This window comes from Photobacterium nomapromontoriensis (assembly GCF_050336815.1).
In the GTDB taxonomy this organism is placed as follows: domain Bacteria; phylum Pseudomonadota; class Gammaproteobacteria; order Enterobacterales; family Vibrionaceae; genus Photobacterium; species Photobacterium nomapromontoriensis.
This window is the reverse complement of the sequence record NZ_JAKJSL010000074.1, coordinates 1-13,398: the sequence shown is the minus strand read 5'-3', so window position 1 is coordinate 13,398 and position 13,398 is coordinate 1. Positions and strand designations below refer to the sequence as shown.

Annotated in this window: 16 protein-coding genes and 2 tRNA genes; 5 read left to right on the top strand and 13 right to left on the bottom strand. The window is 48.7% G+C overall.

What is annotated here, in order from left to right; translation table 11 throughout:
- Window positions 1-70 precede the first annotated feature (70 nt).
- From L4D12_RS24730 to mutY, 5 genes are all read right to left on the bottom strand, one after another.
- Window positions 71-146 (bottom strand) — tRNA-Asn (locus L4D12_RS24730).
- Between the two features lie 41 nt (window positions 147-187).
- Window positions 188-263: transfer RNA gene (locus L4D12_RS24725), tRNA-Phe, on the bottom strand.
- Between the two features lie 129 nt (window positions 264-392).
- Window positions 393-1,526 (bottom strand): membrane-bound lytic murein transglycosylase MltC, encoded by a 1,134-nt coding sequence (gene mltC / locus L4D12_RS24720; RefSeq protein WP_428450487.1) that lies wholly within the window; start codon window positions 1,524-1,526, stop codon window positions 393-395.
- A 112-nt stretch (window positions 1,527-1,638) separates the two neighbouring features.
- The gene (locus L4D12_RS24715; RefSeq protein WP_428450486.1) at window positions 1,639-1,911 is read right to left on the bottom strand and encodes an oxidative damage protection protein; all 273 of its coding nucleotides are present in this window, start codon (window positions 1,909-1,911) and stop codon (window positions 1,639-1,641) included.
- A 94-nt stretch (window positions 1,912-2,005) separates the two neighbouring features.
- A complete protein-coding gene (gene mutY / locus L4D12_RS24710; RefSeq protein ID WP_428450485.1) occupies window positions 2,006-3,067 on the bottom strand; it encodes an A/G-specific adenine glycosylase in 1,062 nt (353 codons plus the stop codon).
- Between the two features lie 157 nt (window positions 3,068-3,224).
- Between mutY and trmB the strand changes: the two genes are divergently transcribed.
- The 3 genes from trmB to L4D12_RS24695 all read left to right on the top strand — a co-directional run bounded on the left by trmB (window position 3,225) and on the right by L4D12_RS24695 (window position 5,473).
- Entirely contained in the window at window positions 3,225-3,962 is a 738-nt protein-coding gene (gene trmB / locus L4D12_RS24705; RefSeq protein ID WP_428450484.1) for a tRNA (guanosine(46)-N7)-methyltransferase TrmB, read from the top strand.
- Window positions 3,963-4,056: 94 nt separating this feature from the next.
- Window positions 4,057-4,977: a glutaminase B gene (glsB, locus tag L4D12_RS24700; RefSeq protein ID WP_428450483.1), complete on the top strand. Its 921-nt coding sequence runs from the start codon at window positions 4,057-4,059 to the stop codon at window positions 4,975-4,977.
- Window positions 4,978-5,095: 118 nt separating this feature from the next.
- A complete protein-coding gene (locus tag L4D12_RS24695) occupies window positions 5,096-5,473 on the top strand; it encodes a YggN family protein (protein WP_428450482.1) in 378 nt (125 codons plus the stop codon).
- Window positions 5,474-5,533: 60 nt separating this feature from the next.
- Here the strand turns inward: L4D12_RS24695 and hemW are convergent, their stop codons facing one another.
- The 7 genes from hemW to L4D12_RS24660 all read right to left on the bottom strand — a co-directional run bounded on the left by hemW (window position 5,534) and on the right by L4D12_RS24660 (window position 10,468).
- A complete protein-coding gene (gene hemW, locus L4D12_RS24690; RefSeq protein ID WP_428450481.1) occupies window positions 5,534-6,703 on the bottom strand; it encodes a radical SAM family heme chaperone HemW in 1,170 nt (389 codons plus the stop codon).
- 3 nt (window positions 6,704-6,706) lie between these two features.
- Window positions 6,707-7,300 (bottom strand): XTP/dITP diphosphatase, encoded by a 594-nt coding sequence (locus tag L4D12_RS24685; RefSeq protein WP_428450480.1) that lies wholly within the window; start codon window positions 7,298-7,300, stop codon window positions 6,707-6,709.
- A 129-nt stretch (window positions 7,301-7,429) separates the two neighbouring features.
- Window positions 7,430-7,867 carry a DUF4426 domain-containing protein gene (locus L4D12_RS24680; RefSeq protein ID WP_428450479.1) on the bottom strand — a complete coding sequence of 146 codons (438 nt, stop codon included), beginning with the start codon at window positions 7,865-7,867 and terminating at the stop codon, window positions 7,430-7,432.
- A gap of 167 nt (window positions 7,868-8,034) precedes the next feature.
- Window positions 8,035-8,322, bottom strand: a complete 288-nt coding sequence (gene yggU, locus L4D12_RS24675; RefSeq protein ID WP_428450478.1) for a DUF167 family protein YggU — start codon at window positions 8,320-8,322, stop codon at window positions 8,035-8,037.
- The gene (locus L4D12_RS24670; protein ID WP_428450477.1) at window positions 8,319-8,870 is read right to left on the bottom strand and encodes a YggT family protein; all 552 of its coding nucleotides are present in this window, start codon (window positions 8,868-8,870) and stop codon (window positions 8,319-8,321) included. The genes yggU and L4D12_RS24670 overlap by 4 nt, the downstream gene beginning before the upstream one ends.
- Window positions 8,871-8,880: 10 nt before the next feature.
- Window positions 8,881-9,699 (bottom strand): pyrroline-5-carboxylate reductase, encoded by an 819-nt coding sequence (gene proC / locus L4D12_RS24665; RefSeq protein ID WP_428450476.1) that lies wholly within the window; start codon window positions 9,697-9,699, stop codon window positions 8,881-8,883.
- 58 nt (window positions 9,700-9,757) lie between these two features.
- Window positions 9,758-10,468 carry a YggS family pyridoxal phosphate-dependent enzyme gene (locus L4D12_RS24660; RefSeq protein ID WP_428450475.1) on the bottom strand — a complete coding sequence of 237 codons (711 nt, stop codon included), beginning with the start codon at window positions 10,466-10,468 and terminating at the stop codon, window positions 9,758-9,760.
- A 22-nt stretch (window positions 10,469-10,490) separates the two neighbouring features.
- On the opposite strand from L4D12_RS24660, the gene L4D12_RS24655 reads away from it, so the two are divergent.
- Together L4D12_RS24655 and L4D12_RS24650 are read left to right on the top strand one after the other, a co-directional pair.
- Window positions 10,491-11,528, top strand: coding sequence for a type IV pilus twitching motility protein PilT (locus tag L4D12_RS24655; RefSeq protein ID WP_428450474.1), 1,038 nt, complete (start codon window positions 10,491-10,493; stop codon window positions 11,526-11,528).
- Window positions 11,529-11,547: 19 nt separating this feature from the next.
- Window positions 11,548-12,654: a PilT/PilU family type 4a pilus ATPase gene (locus L4D12_RS24650; protein ID WP_428450473.1), complete on the top strand. Its 1,107-nt coding sequence runs from the start codon at window positions 11,548-11,550 to the stop codon at window positions 12,652-12,654.
- A 501-nt stretch (window positions 12,655-13,155) separates the two neighbouring features.
- On the opposite strand, the gene cspE is transcribed toward L4D12_RS24650, so the two are convergent.
- Window positions 13,156-13,368 carry a transcription antiterminator/RNA stability regulator CspE gene (gene cspE, locus L4D12_RS24645; RefSeq protein ID WP_428450488.1) on the bottom strand — a complete coding sequence of 71 codons (213 nt, stop codon included), beginning with the start codon at window positions 13,366-13,368 and terminating at the stop codon, window positions 13,156-13,158.
- Between the last annotated feature and the right edge of the window lie 30 nt (window positions 13,369-13,398).

The window sequence follows — 13,398 nt, the reverse complement described above, 5'->3', positions numbered from 1 at the left end:
GCTCTACCTACTGAGCTAAGTCGGCACACGAATCTTTTTAGTCTCAAGCCCTAAAGCTTAACACTGAATTTGGCTCCCCTTGCAAGACTTGAACTTGCGACATACGGATTAACAGTCCGCCGTTCTACCAACTGAACTAAAGGGGAATTATATTTTTCGTTGCTTGCACCATCACTAAAAGAAGAAATGGTGCCTCGAGGCGGAATCGAACCACCGACACGAGGATTTTCAATCCTCTGCTCTACCGACTGAGCTATCGAGGCAACGGAGCGCTATTAAACGGTTTTTCACTCGCTACGTCAACTATTTTTTTAAGAAAAACATTCCCTCAACACTGGTTGATTGCTTTTTGAACGCTCTGCTTTGATGGTGATGATTTTATTACCGTGTGATTACATTTTTCCTTGGTGAAATTCTTTTTGGAAAGTCGTCACTTTTTGTAAGTAACGCCGAGCTTCCGCTTTGGGGTGCTTGCTGGTTAAGGCCCAATATACCTGATTTGGCTGAAGATGATTCAGGTTGTTCATGGCTTGTTTACGATTGGCATTAAATGTTTTTAATACCCCGCCAGCACCGCCGTTATAGGCTGATATCATGCTGTAATGTAGCGACAGTGGATCCCTGATATCTTTTAGATAGCGAGTGCGGAGCAGGTAAAAATACGCCGTCCCGGTATCAATATTGTTGGTTGGATCAAAGAGATATTCCGGGCTTGGTTTACCAGCGCGGTGCTTTACCAGTTTAAAGACGTCAGCGCCTGCGGTATTGGGTACAACCTGCATTAGGCCGTAAGCATTCGCATGGCTTACCGCGTAAGGGTTGAAGCTGCTTTCAGTTTTAATGATGGCGAAGATCAAATCTTCACTGATGCCGTAGCGGCGAGAGGCATCACGAACGATACTGGCATATTTGTAGCTACGCTTATTGGCGTGGTCAGCCACCATGGGGATTTCCACATAGTAAACCTGATGGTAGCGTTCGGTGCGTTGTTGTAATTTTGCGGCTAGCAGGTAGTCAGCAAAGCGAGTGGCTCGCCATCCCCATTCAATGGGTTGGCCCTCATTGTCAAGAACTTGGCCATAGAGGAAGGGTTTACCTGTCAGTTTGATCGCTGAGTCGGAATACAGGTCGACACCGCCTGGATCTTCAGGTGTCAGCAAGGTACTGCGAATAGCTTCTCTGAGGTGTCTTTCCGGCTCAGTTTTCGCCACCGTTTCCACAATGACCACCCCGCGTTCAAAGTCGACATGGGCACGGCTAAGGTAACCATCGGTATATTTGACGTATTGGCGCTTACTGGCAACCAGTGAATCATTGTCACCCCAATGGCGTTTAACCTGCCCGCTGAATGAGTTCATCAACGTGTCAAAGGCCGCCGCGTCTTTGGTGTACTGGCCTGGTAATGGGGCAAGATTGGTCGCAAAACGGTTAGTGGTGGAGTAGTTGACGTCATAGAAGCTTTCAATAAACTCCCGACTACAGCCGCCAAGTAGCAGCAGTGACAATAACAGCAGGTGTGTTTTCATAATTTCCATTGAGGGCAAAACATCATTTGCAGGGCGCAAATGATGTCATTATCAGTGGCTTTGCTGTATCTGGCGAGTAAAAAGGCAGGCCATAACACAAAATATGATAGCGTTATTGGCTTGGCGGGGTATAGCCGTCAATGATCACATCCTGTCCTTCAAACAAAAAATTCACCATTTCGGTTTCCAGTAGCTTACGGTGCTCAGGATCCATCATGTTGAGTTTTTTCTCGTTAATTAGCATGGTTTGCTTACCCTGCCATTCGGCCCAGGCTTCTTTTGAAATCGTGTCGAAAATACGCTTACCCAGCTCACCTGGGTAGAATTGAAAATCTAAACCTTCTGCATCTTTCTTCAAGCGGGCACAAAATACGGTACGGCTCATGGGATGGCTCCTTAATCTAAAGCGGCGTGACTATGGCGCTAGTTATACCAGAGTGTTGCGATAGCATCTAGCGCAACACTCTGGAACACGGGTGTTACTGGTGATTGAGTTCGTAGCGCAGACTCTCGAGAATTTGCTGCACCGGAGCGGCAAGGCCAATTTCTGGTGGTTGATTTAAATTATACCACTGGCCTGTACTGTCATTGATCATATCCGGACGCTGCGACAGCATTAGCCGAACAGGAATAATGTCGAGATGATAGTGGCTGAAGGTATGGCGAAAGGCATGCAGTTGCTCGCTCACGATAGAGGGATGGTTATATGAACCAAGGCGTTGATGGAGAATCTCGCTCAGATCATCACTATCGTGTTGGGGAAAACACCATAAACTGCCCCAGATCCCTGCGGGAGGACGTTTTTCCAGCCATACGTATTCACCGCACTGGAGAATGGCAAACCAGGCTTGTTTTTCCGGCATGGTTTTCTTGGGTTTCTTACCCGGAAAATCGGCCTGACGGCCTTGGGCCTTTGCTTGGCAGCGTATTTCGACCGGGCATAATTCGCATTTGGGTTTACTGCGGGTACAGATCATGGCTCCCATGTCCATCATCGCTTGATTGTAGCGTTCAACACCGTCAGCAGGGGTGTTATGTTCGGCGATTTTCCATAGCGCATTCTCAACAGGCTTAGTGCCGGGCCAGCCTTCAATCGCATAACAGCGGGCAAGGGTGCGTTTAACATTGCCATCAAGGATGGGGTGGTGCTGCTTGAGCGAGAGTGATAGCACGGCCCCAGCGGTTGAACGACCTATTCCCGGCAGGGCGATTACGTGATCAATATCGGTTGGAAAGATGCCGTTATAGTGCTCGACAATATATTGAGCGGCCTTGTGGAGGTTACGCGCACGGGCATAATAGCCCAGCCCTGTCCAGAGGTGCAGCACTTCGTCTTGCTCTGCCGCTGCCAGTGCACTGACAGTTGGGAAGCGAGCAATAAAGCGTTCAAAATACGGGATCACCGTGGTGACCTGGGTCTGTTGTAGCATAATTTCCGACAGCCAGACTTTATACGGCGTTTTTTCTTGTTGCCAAGGCAGGGTTTTCCGGCCAAATTTGTCATACCACGCTAAAATGGCATCAGAGAAGGTAATAGTCACAGTATCAAGCTCACTTTACTGGCAGACACCATTGTTGGCTGCCTTATTTTTGGCATGATTGCATCATAAAGTCGCGCTTGCCGCAAATGATAGACTTGAACTTAGGCTGTAACTTTGGATAATGCCGTTCCGTTTCTTTTTTGTTTGGATATTAAGCATGAGCGAAGTTTCAAAGAAGTCAGGTGAGGTTACCCTGACTGAATTTACCGAAGACGGCAAACTGGTACGAAAAATTCGTAGCTTTGTTCGTCGTGAAGGCCGTTTAACCAAGGGCCAGGAAACGGCCATGGAGAAACATTGGCCAACAATGGGTATCGACTTCGCTCAGCAGATGCTGGACTGGAAAGAGGTGTATCACCGCGACGCCCCTGTGGTACTGGAAATTGGCTTCGGTATGGGAGCCTCTCTGGTTGAAATGGCGAAGAATGCCCCGGAGAAAAACTTCATTGGTATTGAAGTCCATAGTCCGGGCGTAGGTGCTTGCCTGATGGCAGCTGGAGAAGCGGAACTGACTAATTTGCGCGTAATGTGCCACGATGGTGTTGAAGTATTTGAACACATGATCCCTGATGGTAGTCTTGATTGCGTACAGTTGTTCTTCCCTGATCCATGGCACAAAGCGCGTCATCACAAACGCCGTATTGTTCAGCCTGAATTTGCAGAGATGCTACGTAAAAAGCTGAAAATTGGCGGCATCTTCCATATGGCGACAGACTGGGAAAACTATGCTGAGCACATGGTTGAAGTGATGAATATTGCTCCGGGTTACCGTAATACGGCAACTGACGGCGATTATATTGCCCGTCCAGACGATCGCCCGCTAACGAAGTTTGAAGCGCGTGGTCACCGCCTGGGTCATGGCGTGTGGGACATGAAGTTTGAGCGCACTGAATAAGCGCCTGACACCCTAGCAGCCATTGCTGAGCGCCATACAGAATGAAAAATGAAGCCAACCTCGTGTTGGCTTTTTGATCCTTGGAGAATGCGAAATGAAGCCAACAGAACAGTTGCTTACTGCGATCTTAGATGAAGTTAGGTCGCTGATAGGAAAAGGCAAGGTGGCCAACTATATCCCTGCGTTGGCGGAAGTGCCTGCTACCAAGTTGGGGATCGCTGTGTGTTATAACGACGGCGAGATTATCCAAGCGGGCGACAGCCAAGAGGGGTTTTCGATCCAATCGATCTCTAAGGCGTTGAGCCTGACGTTGGCAATGAGTCTGTACGAGCCGGAGGAAATCTGGCAGCGGGTGGGCAAAGAGCCTTCGGGACAGGCGTTCAACTCAATGATCCAGCTTGAGCTGGAGAACGGGATCCCGCGTAACCCCTTTATCAATGCTGGGGCGCTAGTGGTGTCAGATCTGCTGCACAGTCGACTGTCGGCACCGCAGTACCGGATGCTGGAGTTGGTACGGGGATTAGCCTGTAATCCGCACATTGTGTATGACAAGGTCGTCGCCGCTTCAGAGATGTTGCACAGTGACCGTAATGCATCCATCGCTTACTTGATGCGCTCGTTTGGTAATTTCGAGAATGAAGTGATGCCCGTACTGACCAATTACTTCAGCTATTGTGCCTTAAAAATGAGCTGTGTTGATTTAGCTAGAACATTCAGCTACTTAGCTAACAAAGGGCTTCCTTTGGGCGCAAAAAAAACAATTATCACCCAAACTCAATGTAAGCAAATGAATGCATTGCTGGCGACCTGTGGTTTGTATGACGGCGCCGGTGAGTTTGCCTACCGGGTCGGGATGCCGGGTAAGTCTGGTGTTGGTGGCGGGATTGTGGCTATCGTCCCGGGAGAAATGACCATTGCGGTATGGTCGCCAGAATTGGATCCGTCAGGAAATTCTCTGGCAGGAACAGCGGCGCTGGAGCTGCTAGCCGATCGTATTGGTCGTTCGATTTTTTAGCGGGACAACCTCATCAATGCAGGGGATCCCGATCATTTGGGAGATGCCTATGTTGTTATGGAACAGGTTGTTACGAAAAGGAAAGGATTGTTCGCGATGGTTGCTGGCGGGGAGGCGTGTGAGTTTACTCATGGCGATGGGGCTGGCCCCTAGCAGTGTTATCGCACAAGAGCCTATTTGTCAGCCTGAGTGGCACAATGGGATGAGCTTGCAAGACGGGGCTCTGAGCTTAGAGCTGGCTGGAGAGACGTTTTTGATTAAGTCATCTGGGCAGCTATATTTTGGTATTCACAAAGTAAAGCTTAACTCAGAGCAGATGGCTGCACTGGCTGATTATCATCAGTTGATGCTGGAGGATTTGCCTTATATCTTGTCTCATTCGCAGCTTGTTGATGATGAGTTGTGTAACCGGATGGCGGCTCGTCAGGCCAAGGAAACGGAAATTCAATCATTAATCCCCGCGCTTAAGCGATGGCAGAGCGTCACGCTCAATTAGCCATTACCAGATATGTATCGCTGAGTCGCGGGTAGTGCAAAGACACTCCCCGCGAGATCGCTATTCGTCCTCTTCTTCCTCGTCGACAAAGGCGGCCAGCAGATCATTGAGAAACAACTTACCGTGCTCGGTGATTTGCCAATGAGCACCATTATCAGTCAGATAGTTTTTGCCTATTGCCCATGCGATTGGTTCGGCAATGGAACTGAGCGCGAGTCCAGTACGTTCAACGTAATCCTGCTTCGGACAGGCTTCGAGTAACCGGAATCGGTTCATGAAAAATTCAAATGGACGCTCACTGGCCTCCACCTGTGTTTCTTGATCCAGATATGGTTTGCTTGGGTTGAGGTAGCCGCGTGGATGCTTGACCTTGACGGTACGGGTAATGCTGCCGTCGGCAAAGCTGATCTTGCCGTGGGCGCCACAGCCAATGCCGAGGTAATCACCAAATTGCCAGTAGTTAAGATTATGGCGGCACTGCTTACCCAGTTTGCTATAACCTGATATTTCATATTGAACATAACCCGCATCAGCGAGGATCTGGTGACCTTGCTCGAAGATATCCCACAGATCATCGTCATCAGGTAGCGTTGGTGGCTTTGAATAAAATAATGTATTGGGTTCAATGGTCAGTTGATACCATGACAGGTGTGGCGGATTCAGAGCAATTGCCTGCTTCAGATCCGACAGAGCATCTGTGATGCTTTGATCCGGCAATCCATGCATTAAGTCGATATTGAAACTCTCCAGCCCGGCCTCTGCCGCCAGTTTGGCCGCTGTAATCGCTTCGGCACTGCCGTGGATCCGGCCGAGGCGCTGCAGTTTGTCATCTTGGAAACTCTGGATCCCGATAGAGATTCGGTTAACCCCAACAGACTGATAGGCACTGAAGCGACCCGCTTCTACTGTACCCGGGTTGGCTTCCATGGTGATCTCGATATCATCACAAAATGGGATCCGAGTCTGTACTGCATTGAGCAGGCGGCCAATCTCGGGGGGGGAGATCAGGCTTGGGGTTCCACCACCGATAAAAATAGAATGCAGTTTGCGATCTGTCTGGTTCAGGCCGTAAGCGGCCAAATCGGTTTCCAGATCGTCGATCAGCGCATCGATATAATCGAGCTCGGGGATCTCAGCCTTCATTGCGTGTGAGTTAAAGTCGCAATAAGGACATTTCTGGACACACCATGGAATATGAATATACAGGCTCAGTGGTGGTGGAAGTAGCATGTTTTACGCGTCCTTTAGGGCAGAAAATAGCTGAGCTAATGCTTTGCCACGGTGCGACAGCTGTTTCTTACGGGCTGGTGCGAGTTCCGCTGAGGCGCATTGGTCATCTTCAACCCAGAATATTGGATCATAACCAAAACCATTTTCGCCATGGCATTCTGTTAGGATGCTGCCTTCCCAGCTACCGTGACAGACCAACGGGGTTGGATCATTCTCGTGGCGCATCATAACGAGCACACAGTGGAAGCGAGCGGTACGCTGTTCTGCTGGTACGCCTTCCATCTGCTGTAGAAGCAGGTCGATATTGGCTTGATCTGAAGCGTTTTCACCTGCAAATCGGGCAGAGTAAATCCCCGGCGCCCCTTTTAGGTAATCAACTTCTAGACCTGAGTCATCGGCAATGGCTGGTAACCCCGTTTCTTTGGCTGCGTGACGGGCTTTAATGATGGCATTTTCAATAAAGGTCGTGCCAGTTTCAGCCACAGAGGACACATTGTAGTCACTCTGAGCAACGACATCGAAACCAAAGTCAGCCAACAGGCTTGCCATCTCTTTCACTTTGCCCTGATTACCAGTAGCCAGTACCAATTTGCTCATTGCTGTTCCTCGGGAAGTCGTAAAGGGGTAGTCGGTGCCACCCAATATGGGGCGCTATCTTATAGGACTGCCCGAAAAATAAAAGGGAGCCAGCAGGCTCCCATGATTATTTTTAGTGTGACAATGCGGCTAGTCGACAAAAAACGTTTGCTTAAAATCGAGGTTTCCCTGGGTACCATTGTGTGACACATCAATTAAAAAGTTGAATTGTTCTTCATTGGCATGCTTGATTTCAGCAATATAGTAGATGGCTTTGCCTTCGTGAATTTCACGAAATGAAAGCGTTTTAGTATGGCCAATCAGATTCTTAGCTTTACCAGTTAGCACTGCAGAAACAGAAGGTTTACCCGGTTGGCTGCTGTCGAGTACGGTGATATTGATCACTGCTGAATAGCGGCTGCGTTGGATGTTGTAGTTGTTAGCAATGTCTGGGGTCAGGAAGGTTGATGGAAAGCTGGAGTAATGGACTTCCAGATCGCCGATATGCTTAAACTGTTCAGCATGAGCTGGTAGGCTGGGCAGCAAGCCAATCATTAGCAGAGGCAAGAGGCTAAGAGTACGGGGCATAGTGTTGTCCTTATGATACTCACTGTCGCAGAGATAATCCCTGATCACTGAGTGGGTACTGCATCCATTGAGTATATACCCAAGCGGCTTGAATATAATAAATAGTCTGTTGCCAATAGCAATCAGCCCAGGTTCGTTACTGAAACCCGGGCTGATGTGGTGTTACGTTATAGCAAAGCCGCGATGGGCTCCGGGATCTCCCTTGGGGATTCAATCCGGACTTGTTTATGGCGGCCAAGATCACCTTTTTCGATAATAACGTGTCCTTTGGCCACCCGGAACTGCTTGGCCAGGTATTTGGTTAAATGGGCATTGGCCTTGCCATCAACGGGAGGGGCTGTAATGGCGACTTTTAGTTCTTCACCATGTAATCCCACCAGTTGATCGCGACTGGCTTTGGGCTGTATATACAGCCTGATCACCAGATCGTCACCGCTTTGAGTTATGGCACTCATAGGAAAGCTAGAGTCCAACCCGGCATGTAATTTGCCATAACGACATTCGCAAACTGCAAGCAAAGGAACAATACTAATACACTAAGGTCCAAGCCACCCATTGCCGGTATGACGCGGCGGATAGGTGCCGTCATGGGTTCAGTCAGTTGATGCATAACATATTCAACTGGGCTACGACCTTGGCTGACCCAGCTTAGGATCGCACGTAGTAGCAGTACCCAGAAGACTAAGCTACCGGCTGCTTTTACTAGAGATAGCACAGCAAGCCAGAATATTTGAGTATCAAGCGCGTAATTGCCTAAATATAAAATCAGGCTAATTTTTGCGAGGCATAGTACATAGGCAAACACTAATGTTGCCATATCCAGAGAGCCAATTGACGGAATAATGCGACGTAAAGGGCCCACTATTGGTTGTGTTGCTTTCACGATAAATTGGGAAAACGGATTATAGAAATCTGCTTTTGCCCACTGCAACCAAATTCGCAGTAGCACAACCGTGGTATAAAGTTGAAATAACGTACTAACGAGAAAATCTAATGGTGTCATAGGGAGAACCTTAAAATAATTTTTCCATTTCCTGCGCGCGGGTAACGGCTGCACGCATTGCTTTGGCTACGGTATCACTAAGTTGGTGATCGTTAAAAGTACGGATTGCTTCGGCGGTGGTGCCCCCTTTCGAGGTGACTTGCTCACGCAGCGTCGAAAGTGCCGTATTTGGATTTGCTACGACCATCTCGGCCGCGCCGAGTGCGGACTGTTGAATCAGCTGGCGGGCCTGCTCTTCACTGAAGCCTTGTTGAATGGCTTCGGCCTGCATGGCTTCCATAAACAGGAAGAAATACGCGGGTGCACTACCGGCAGCGGCAATGATCCCGTTAATCCCTGCTTCTTGTTCAACCCAGCATACTTCACCAACAGCCTGCATTAAGTTTTCAGCAAAGCGGCGGTCATTGATATTGAGATCGACACCCGCATATAGACCACTCATCCCCTTTCCGATCAAGGACGGGGTGTTTGGCATTACGCGTACCAAATTCAGTTTGGTCGCTAGCATTTCATTGAGCCGTGCTGCGTTGATCCCTGCGGCAATAGAGATCACGAGCTTACCTGAAAAGTCGAGGATCTGCAGCTGGTGGCAGACTTTTGCCATCAGCTGTGGCTTCACTGCCAGCACGATCACATCGGCCGTTGAGGCGGCCTGCAGGTTATCATCAGTGGTATGAATACCATAATCACGTGCCAGTGGCTCCCGGCGTGCTGGGCTTGGGGCTGTTGCAGTGATTTTATCCGGGGCATAACCGCTCGCCACCAGACCGGCGATAATAGAGCGGGCCATGTTGCCTGCGCCAATGAACGCAATCGTACGTTGTTCCATGTTAAATCCTTCTAGGTATCGATCCGGGTAGGGAATTACCGGTTCATTATACGTCTTGTTATTGTTTTACTGAATAATCACGCGCCCCGAAAATCGCAGTACCGATACGAACGATAGAGCTGCCTGCGGCGATCGCGGCGTCGAGATCGCCGCTCATCCCCATCGACAGGGTATCCAGTTGCGGGTGCTTGGTTTTCAGAACCTCAAGGGCGTCTGATAAGCTATTGAACGCAGCCAGCTGGCTGTTATAGTCATCGGCGCGTTCTGGGATTGACATCAATCCGCGCAAGACTAAATTGGGCATCGCCGCGACTTCATCGGCTAGGGCGGCAACACTATCAAAGTCCAGCCCTGCCTTACTGTCTTCTCCGCTGGTATTGACCTGCAGCAGCACATTCAATGGCGGCAGGTTTGCCGGGCGTTGCTCGCTTAGGCGATGAGCAATTTTTGCGCGGTCGATGGAATGAACCCAGTCAAAATGTTCAGCAATCGGCCGGGTTTTGTTTGACTGTATCGGGCCGATAAAGTGCCAACAAAGTGGCTGGGCATAATGACCTGTGGCAAAGTGCTGGATTTTTTCAACGCCTTCTTGGACGTAGTTTTCACCGAATGCATACTGGCCAGCTATGATGGCTTCTTCGATGGCGGCTATAGGTTTGGTCTTGCTTACCGCCAGAAGTTGCACGGATCCGGCATCTCGACCGCATTTTTCTGTTGCTAGGTCGATCTGAGAGATGACCTGCTCAATATTTTGTTTGATACTATTCATAATTGATTCTATGGGGAAATGTATGGATATCACCGAACTACTGGACTTTAGTGTAAAACATAATGCTTCTGATCTGCACCTTTCTGCAGGGGTGCCTCCTATGATCAGGGTAGATGGTGATGTACGCAAGCTAAGCTTACCTGCTTTAGAGCATGGTGAGGTGCATCGCTTGGTATTCGACATCATGAATGATTCACAACGACGTGAATTTGAAGAGAAACTGGAAGTCGACTTTTCTTTTGAGCTCCCCAATGTTGGCCGCTTTCGTGTGAATGCTTTTCATCAAGGGCGGGGATGTGCCGCTGTATTTCGAACTATCCCGGTGAAAATTCCTACCCTTGAGTCGCTAAATGTCCCGGATGTCTTTTACAACATTGCCAATTGTCAGCGTGGTCTGGTGTTGGTGACAGGGGCGACGGGATCCGGTAAATCAACCACCATTGCGGCCTTGGTGGATTACATTAACGAGAATTTCAATCGTCATATTTTGACCATTGAAGATCCGGTGGAATTTGTCCATACCGGTAAACGCTGCTTGGTTAATCAACGCGAAGTTCATCGTGATACCCACAGTTTCCAAAACGCACTACGTTCGGCATTGCGTGAAGACCCTGATGTGATATTGGTGGGGGAATTGCGTGATCAGGAAACAATCAGTTTGGCATTGACTGCAGCAGAAACAGGTCACTTGGTTTTGGGGACGCTGCATACCAGTTCAGCCGCCAAAACGGTTGACCGGATCATTGATGTGTTTCCTGGCAGTGATAAATCGATGGTACGTTCAATGCTATCGGAGTCATTACGGGCGGTGATCTCGCAGAGTTTGCTTAAATGTATCAGTGGTGGCCGGATGGCAGCACATGAAGTGATGATGGCAACCCCTGCAATTCGAAATCTGATCCGTGAAGATAAGGTCGCTCAGATGTATTCGATGATCCAAACCGGATCTTCAATGGGGATGCAGACCATGGAGCAGAGTGTAAAAATGCTGGTGGCCCAGGGGCTAGTTGAAGCAGAAGAAGGCCGGCGTGTTGTAGATAGCAGCACCGTGAAATTTTAAAGACCATGAAGGCAGTCTTATGACATTACAAAATGCACTCAATGAAATGGCCACGAGTCGCGCATCTGATCTTTATATCACGGTCGATTCTCCGGCGTTATTGCGGATTGATGGTAACTTACATCCAATTGGTGAACTGCTGGATCGTGCGGCGGTTGATCGGATGTTTGAAGAAGCAATGGATCCGAGCCTGAAAGTTGAATTCGAGACGACCAAAGAAGCCAACTTTGCGTTGGTTCGCGGTGAGAACCGATTTCGAGTCAGTGCTTTTTGGCAGCGCGAGTTGCCGGGTATGGTGATCCGTCGAATTGAAACGGAAATTCCGGATATCTTTGCCCTGAATTTGCCAATGGATATGCAAAAAATGGCATTGGCTAAGCGGGGGCTCGTCTTGGTTGTTGGAGCAACGGGGTCGGGTAAATCAACCTCGATGGCGGCAATGACTGGGTATCGAAATAACAACCGTAGCGGCCATATTTTGACGGTTGAAGATCCCATTGAGTTTGTTCACAAGCATAATCAGTGCATTGTTACCCAGCGCGAAGTCGGGCTCGATACTGAAAGCTATGATGTCGCGCTGAAGAATTCCTTGCGTCAAGCGCCAGATATGATTTTGATCGGAGAGATCCGCACTCCGGAGACCATGGAATACGCAATGAACTTTGCGGAAACTGGGCACCTGTGCATGGCGACACTGCATGCCAATAATGCCAACCAGGCACTGGAACGGATTCTTCACCTTGTACCGAAAGAGCGCCGTGAGCAGTTTTTGTTTGATCTGTCACTTAATCTCAAGTGTATTCTGGCTCAGCAGTTGATCCCGGACGCCCATGGGATGGGGCGGCATGGTGCTTTTGAGTTACTGATCAACACCCCACGAGTCGCGGACTTGATCCGTCGTGGTGAATTACATGAAATTAAAGACACCATGGCGAAATCTACTCAGTCGGGCATGATGACATTCGATCAGTCATTGTATGAGTTGTTCAGCAATGGAAAAATCACTGAGCAAGATGCCTTGCACCATGCCGATTCAGCCAATGATCTGCGACTGATGATCAAAGTGGGTAATAAAGATCAGCGTGCAAATAGCATGCTGTCTGGTGTGACGGTTGATATGGAATAACGCTGCAACACATTATAAGTTAACGATAAGAAAGCATTAGGGTTGTGATGATCCTAATGCTTTTTTTCGCTCATTTATTTATAGGGTTGATATTACGCTATTCATCCCTGCGTTCATTGCCGTGATATGACTAGAATGGAGCTTTTGAGTTCATGTTGTCCAAAAGCTGTACAAGCTGATCATCCCTTATTCTGTGCGGGATCCGCAACGATCATTTGAGTAGGTTGTTAATATGTGCAGGATTTGGCTGTCAGGGCGTGAAAAAGTTGTACGGAAAAGTAAGAGCTAGGAACGGGGTTAGAGGGACGAGTTTCTAGGAAAAGCGGGTTAAGAGCGGTCCTTGGCCCTGAGGTCCTCTATGGGTAAAGCAAGAGCTAGGGACGAGATTCGAGTCGAGGGACGAATTTCTAGGAAGAGTGGGTTAAGAGCGGAGGCTGCGCATTAATGATATAAAAAATGCCGGCTATCGCCAGCATTTTTTCAGAAGATTACTCTTCGTAATTATAAGGCTACAACGTTCGCAGCTTGCGGGCCTTTTTGGCCTTGTTCAACATCGAAAGAGACTTTTTGGCCTTCAGCCAAAGTCTTGAAGCCTTCAGAAGCGATAGCACGGAAGTGAACGAATACGTCAGCACCGCCGTTGTCTTGAGTAATGAAACCAAAACCTTTCTCTTCGTTAAACCATTTTACGATACCAGTTGTTTTATTAGACATAGTGTGTCCCTTATATTTAATTTCATGAGG

Bases quoted from the DNA above. Each gene is read 5' to 3' on its own strand.
- mltC (WP_428450487.1), bottom strand. From the start codon at position 1,526: ATGAAAACACACCTGCTGTTATTGTCACTGCTGCTACTTGGCGGCTGT.
- L4D12_RS24715 (WP_428450486.1), bottom strand. From the start codon at position 1,911: ATGAGCCGTACCGTATTTTGTGCCCGCTTGAAGAAAGATGCAGAAGGT.
- trmB (WP_428450484.1), top strand. From the start codon at position 3,225: ATGAGCGAAGTTTCAAAGAAGTCAGGTGAGGTTACCCTGACTGAATTT.
- glsB (WP_428450483.1), top strand. From the start codon at position 4,057: ATGAAGCCAACAGAACAGTTGCTTACTGCGATCTTAGATGAAGTTAGG.
- hemW (WP_428450481.1), bottom strand. From the start codon at position 6,703: ATGCTACTTCCACCACCACTGAGCCTGTATATTCATATTCCATGGTGT.
- L4D12_RS24685 (WP_428450480.1), bottom strand. From the start codon at position 7,300: ATGAGCAAATTGGTACTGGCTACTGGTAATCAGGGCAAAGTGAAAGAG.
- L4D12_RS24680 (WP_428450479.1), bottom strand. From the start codon at position 7,867: ATGCCCCGTACTCTTAGCCTCTTGCCTCTGCTAATGATTGGCTTGCTG.
- yggU (WP_428450478.1), bottom strand. From the start codon at position 8,322: ATGAGTGCCATAACTCAAAGCGGTGACGATCTGGTGATCAGGCTGTAT.
- L4D12_RS24670 (WP_428450477.1), bottom strand. From the start codon at position 8,870: ATGACACCATTAGATTTTCTCGTTAGTACGTTATTTCAACTTTATACC.
- proC (WP_428450476.1), bottom strand. From the start codon at position 9,699: ATGGAACAACGTACGATTGCGTTCATTGGCGCAGGCAACATGGCCCGC.
- L4D12_RS24660 (WP_428450475.1), bottom strand. From the start codon at position 10,468: ATGAATAGTATCAAACAAAATATTGAGCAGGTCATCTCTCAGATCGAC.
- L4D12_RS24655 (WP_428450474.1), top strand. From the start codon at position 10,491: ATGGATATCACCGAACTACTGGACTTTAGTGTAAAACATAATGCTTCT.
- L4D12_RS24650 (WP_428450473.1), top strand. From the start codon at position 11,548: ATGACATTACAAAATGCACTCAATGAAATGGCCACGAGTCGCGCATCT.
- cspE (WP_428450488.1), bottom strand. From the start codon at position 13,368: ATGTCTAATAAAACAACTGGTATCGTAAAATGGTTTAACGAAGAGAAA.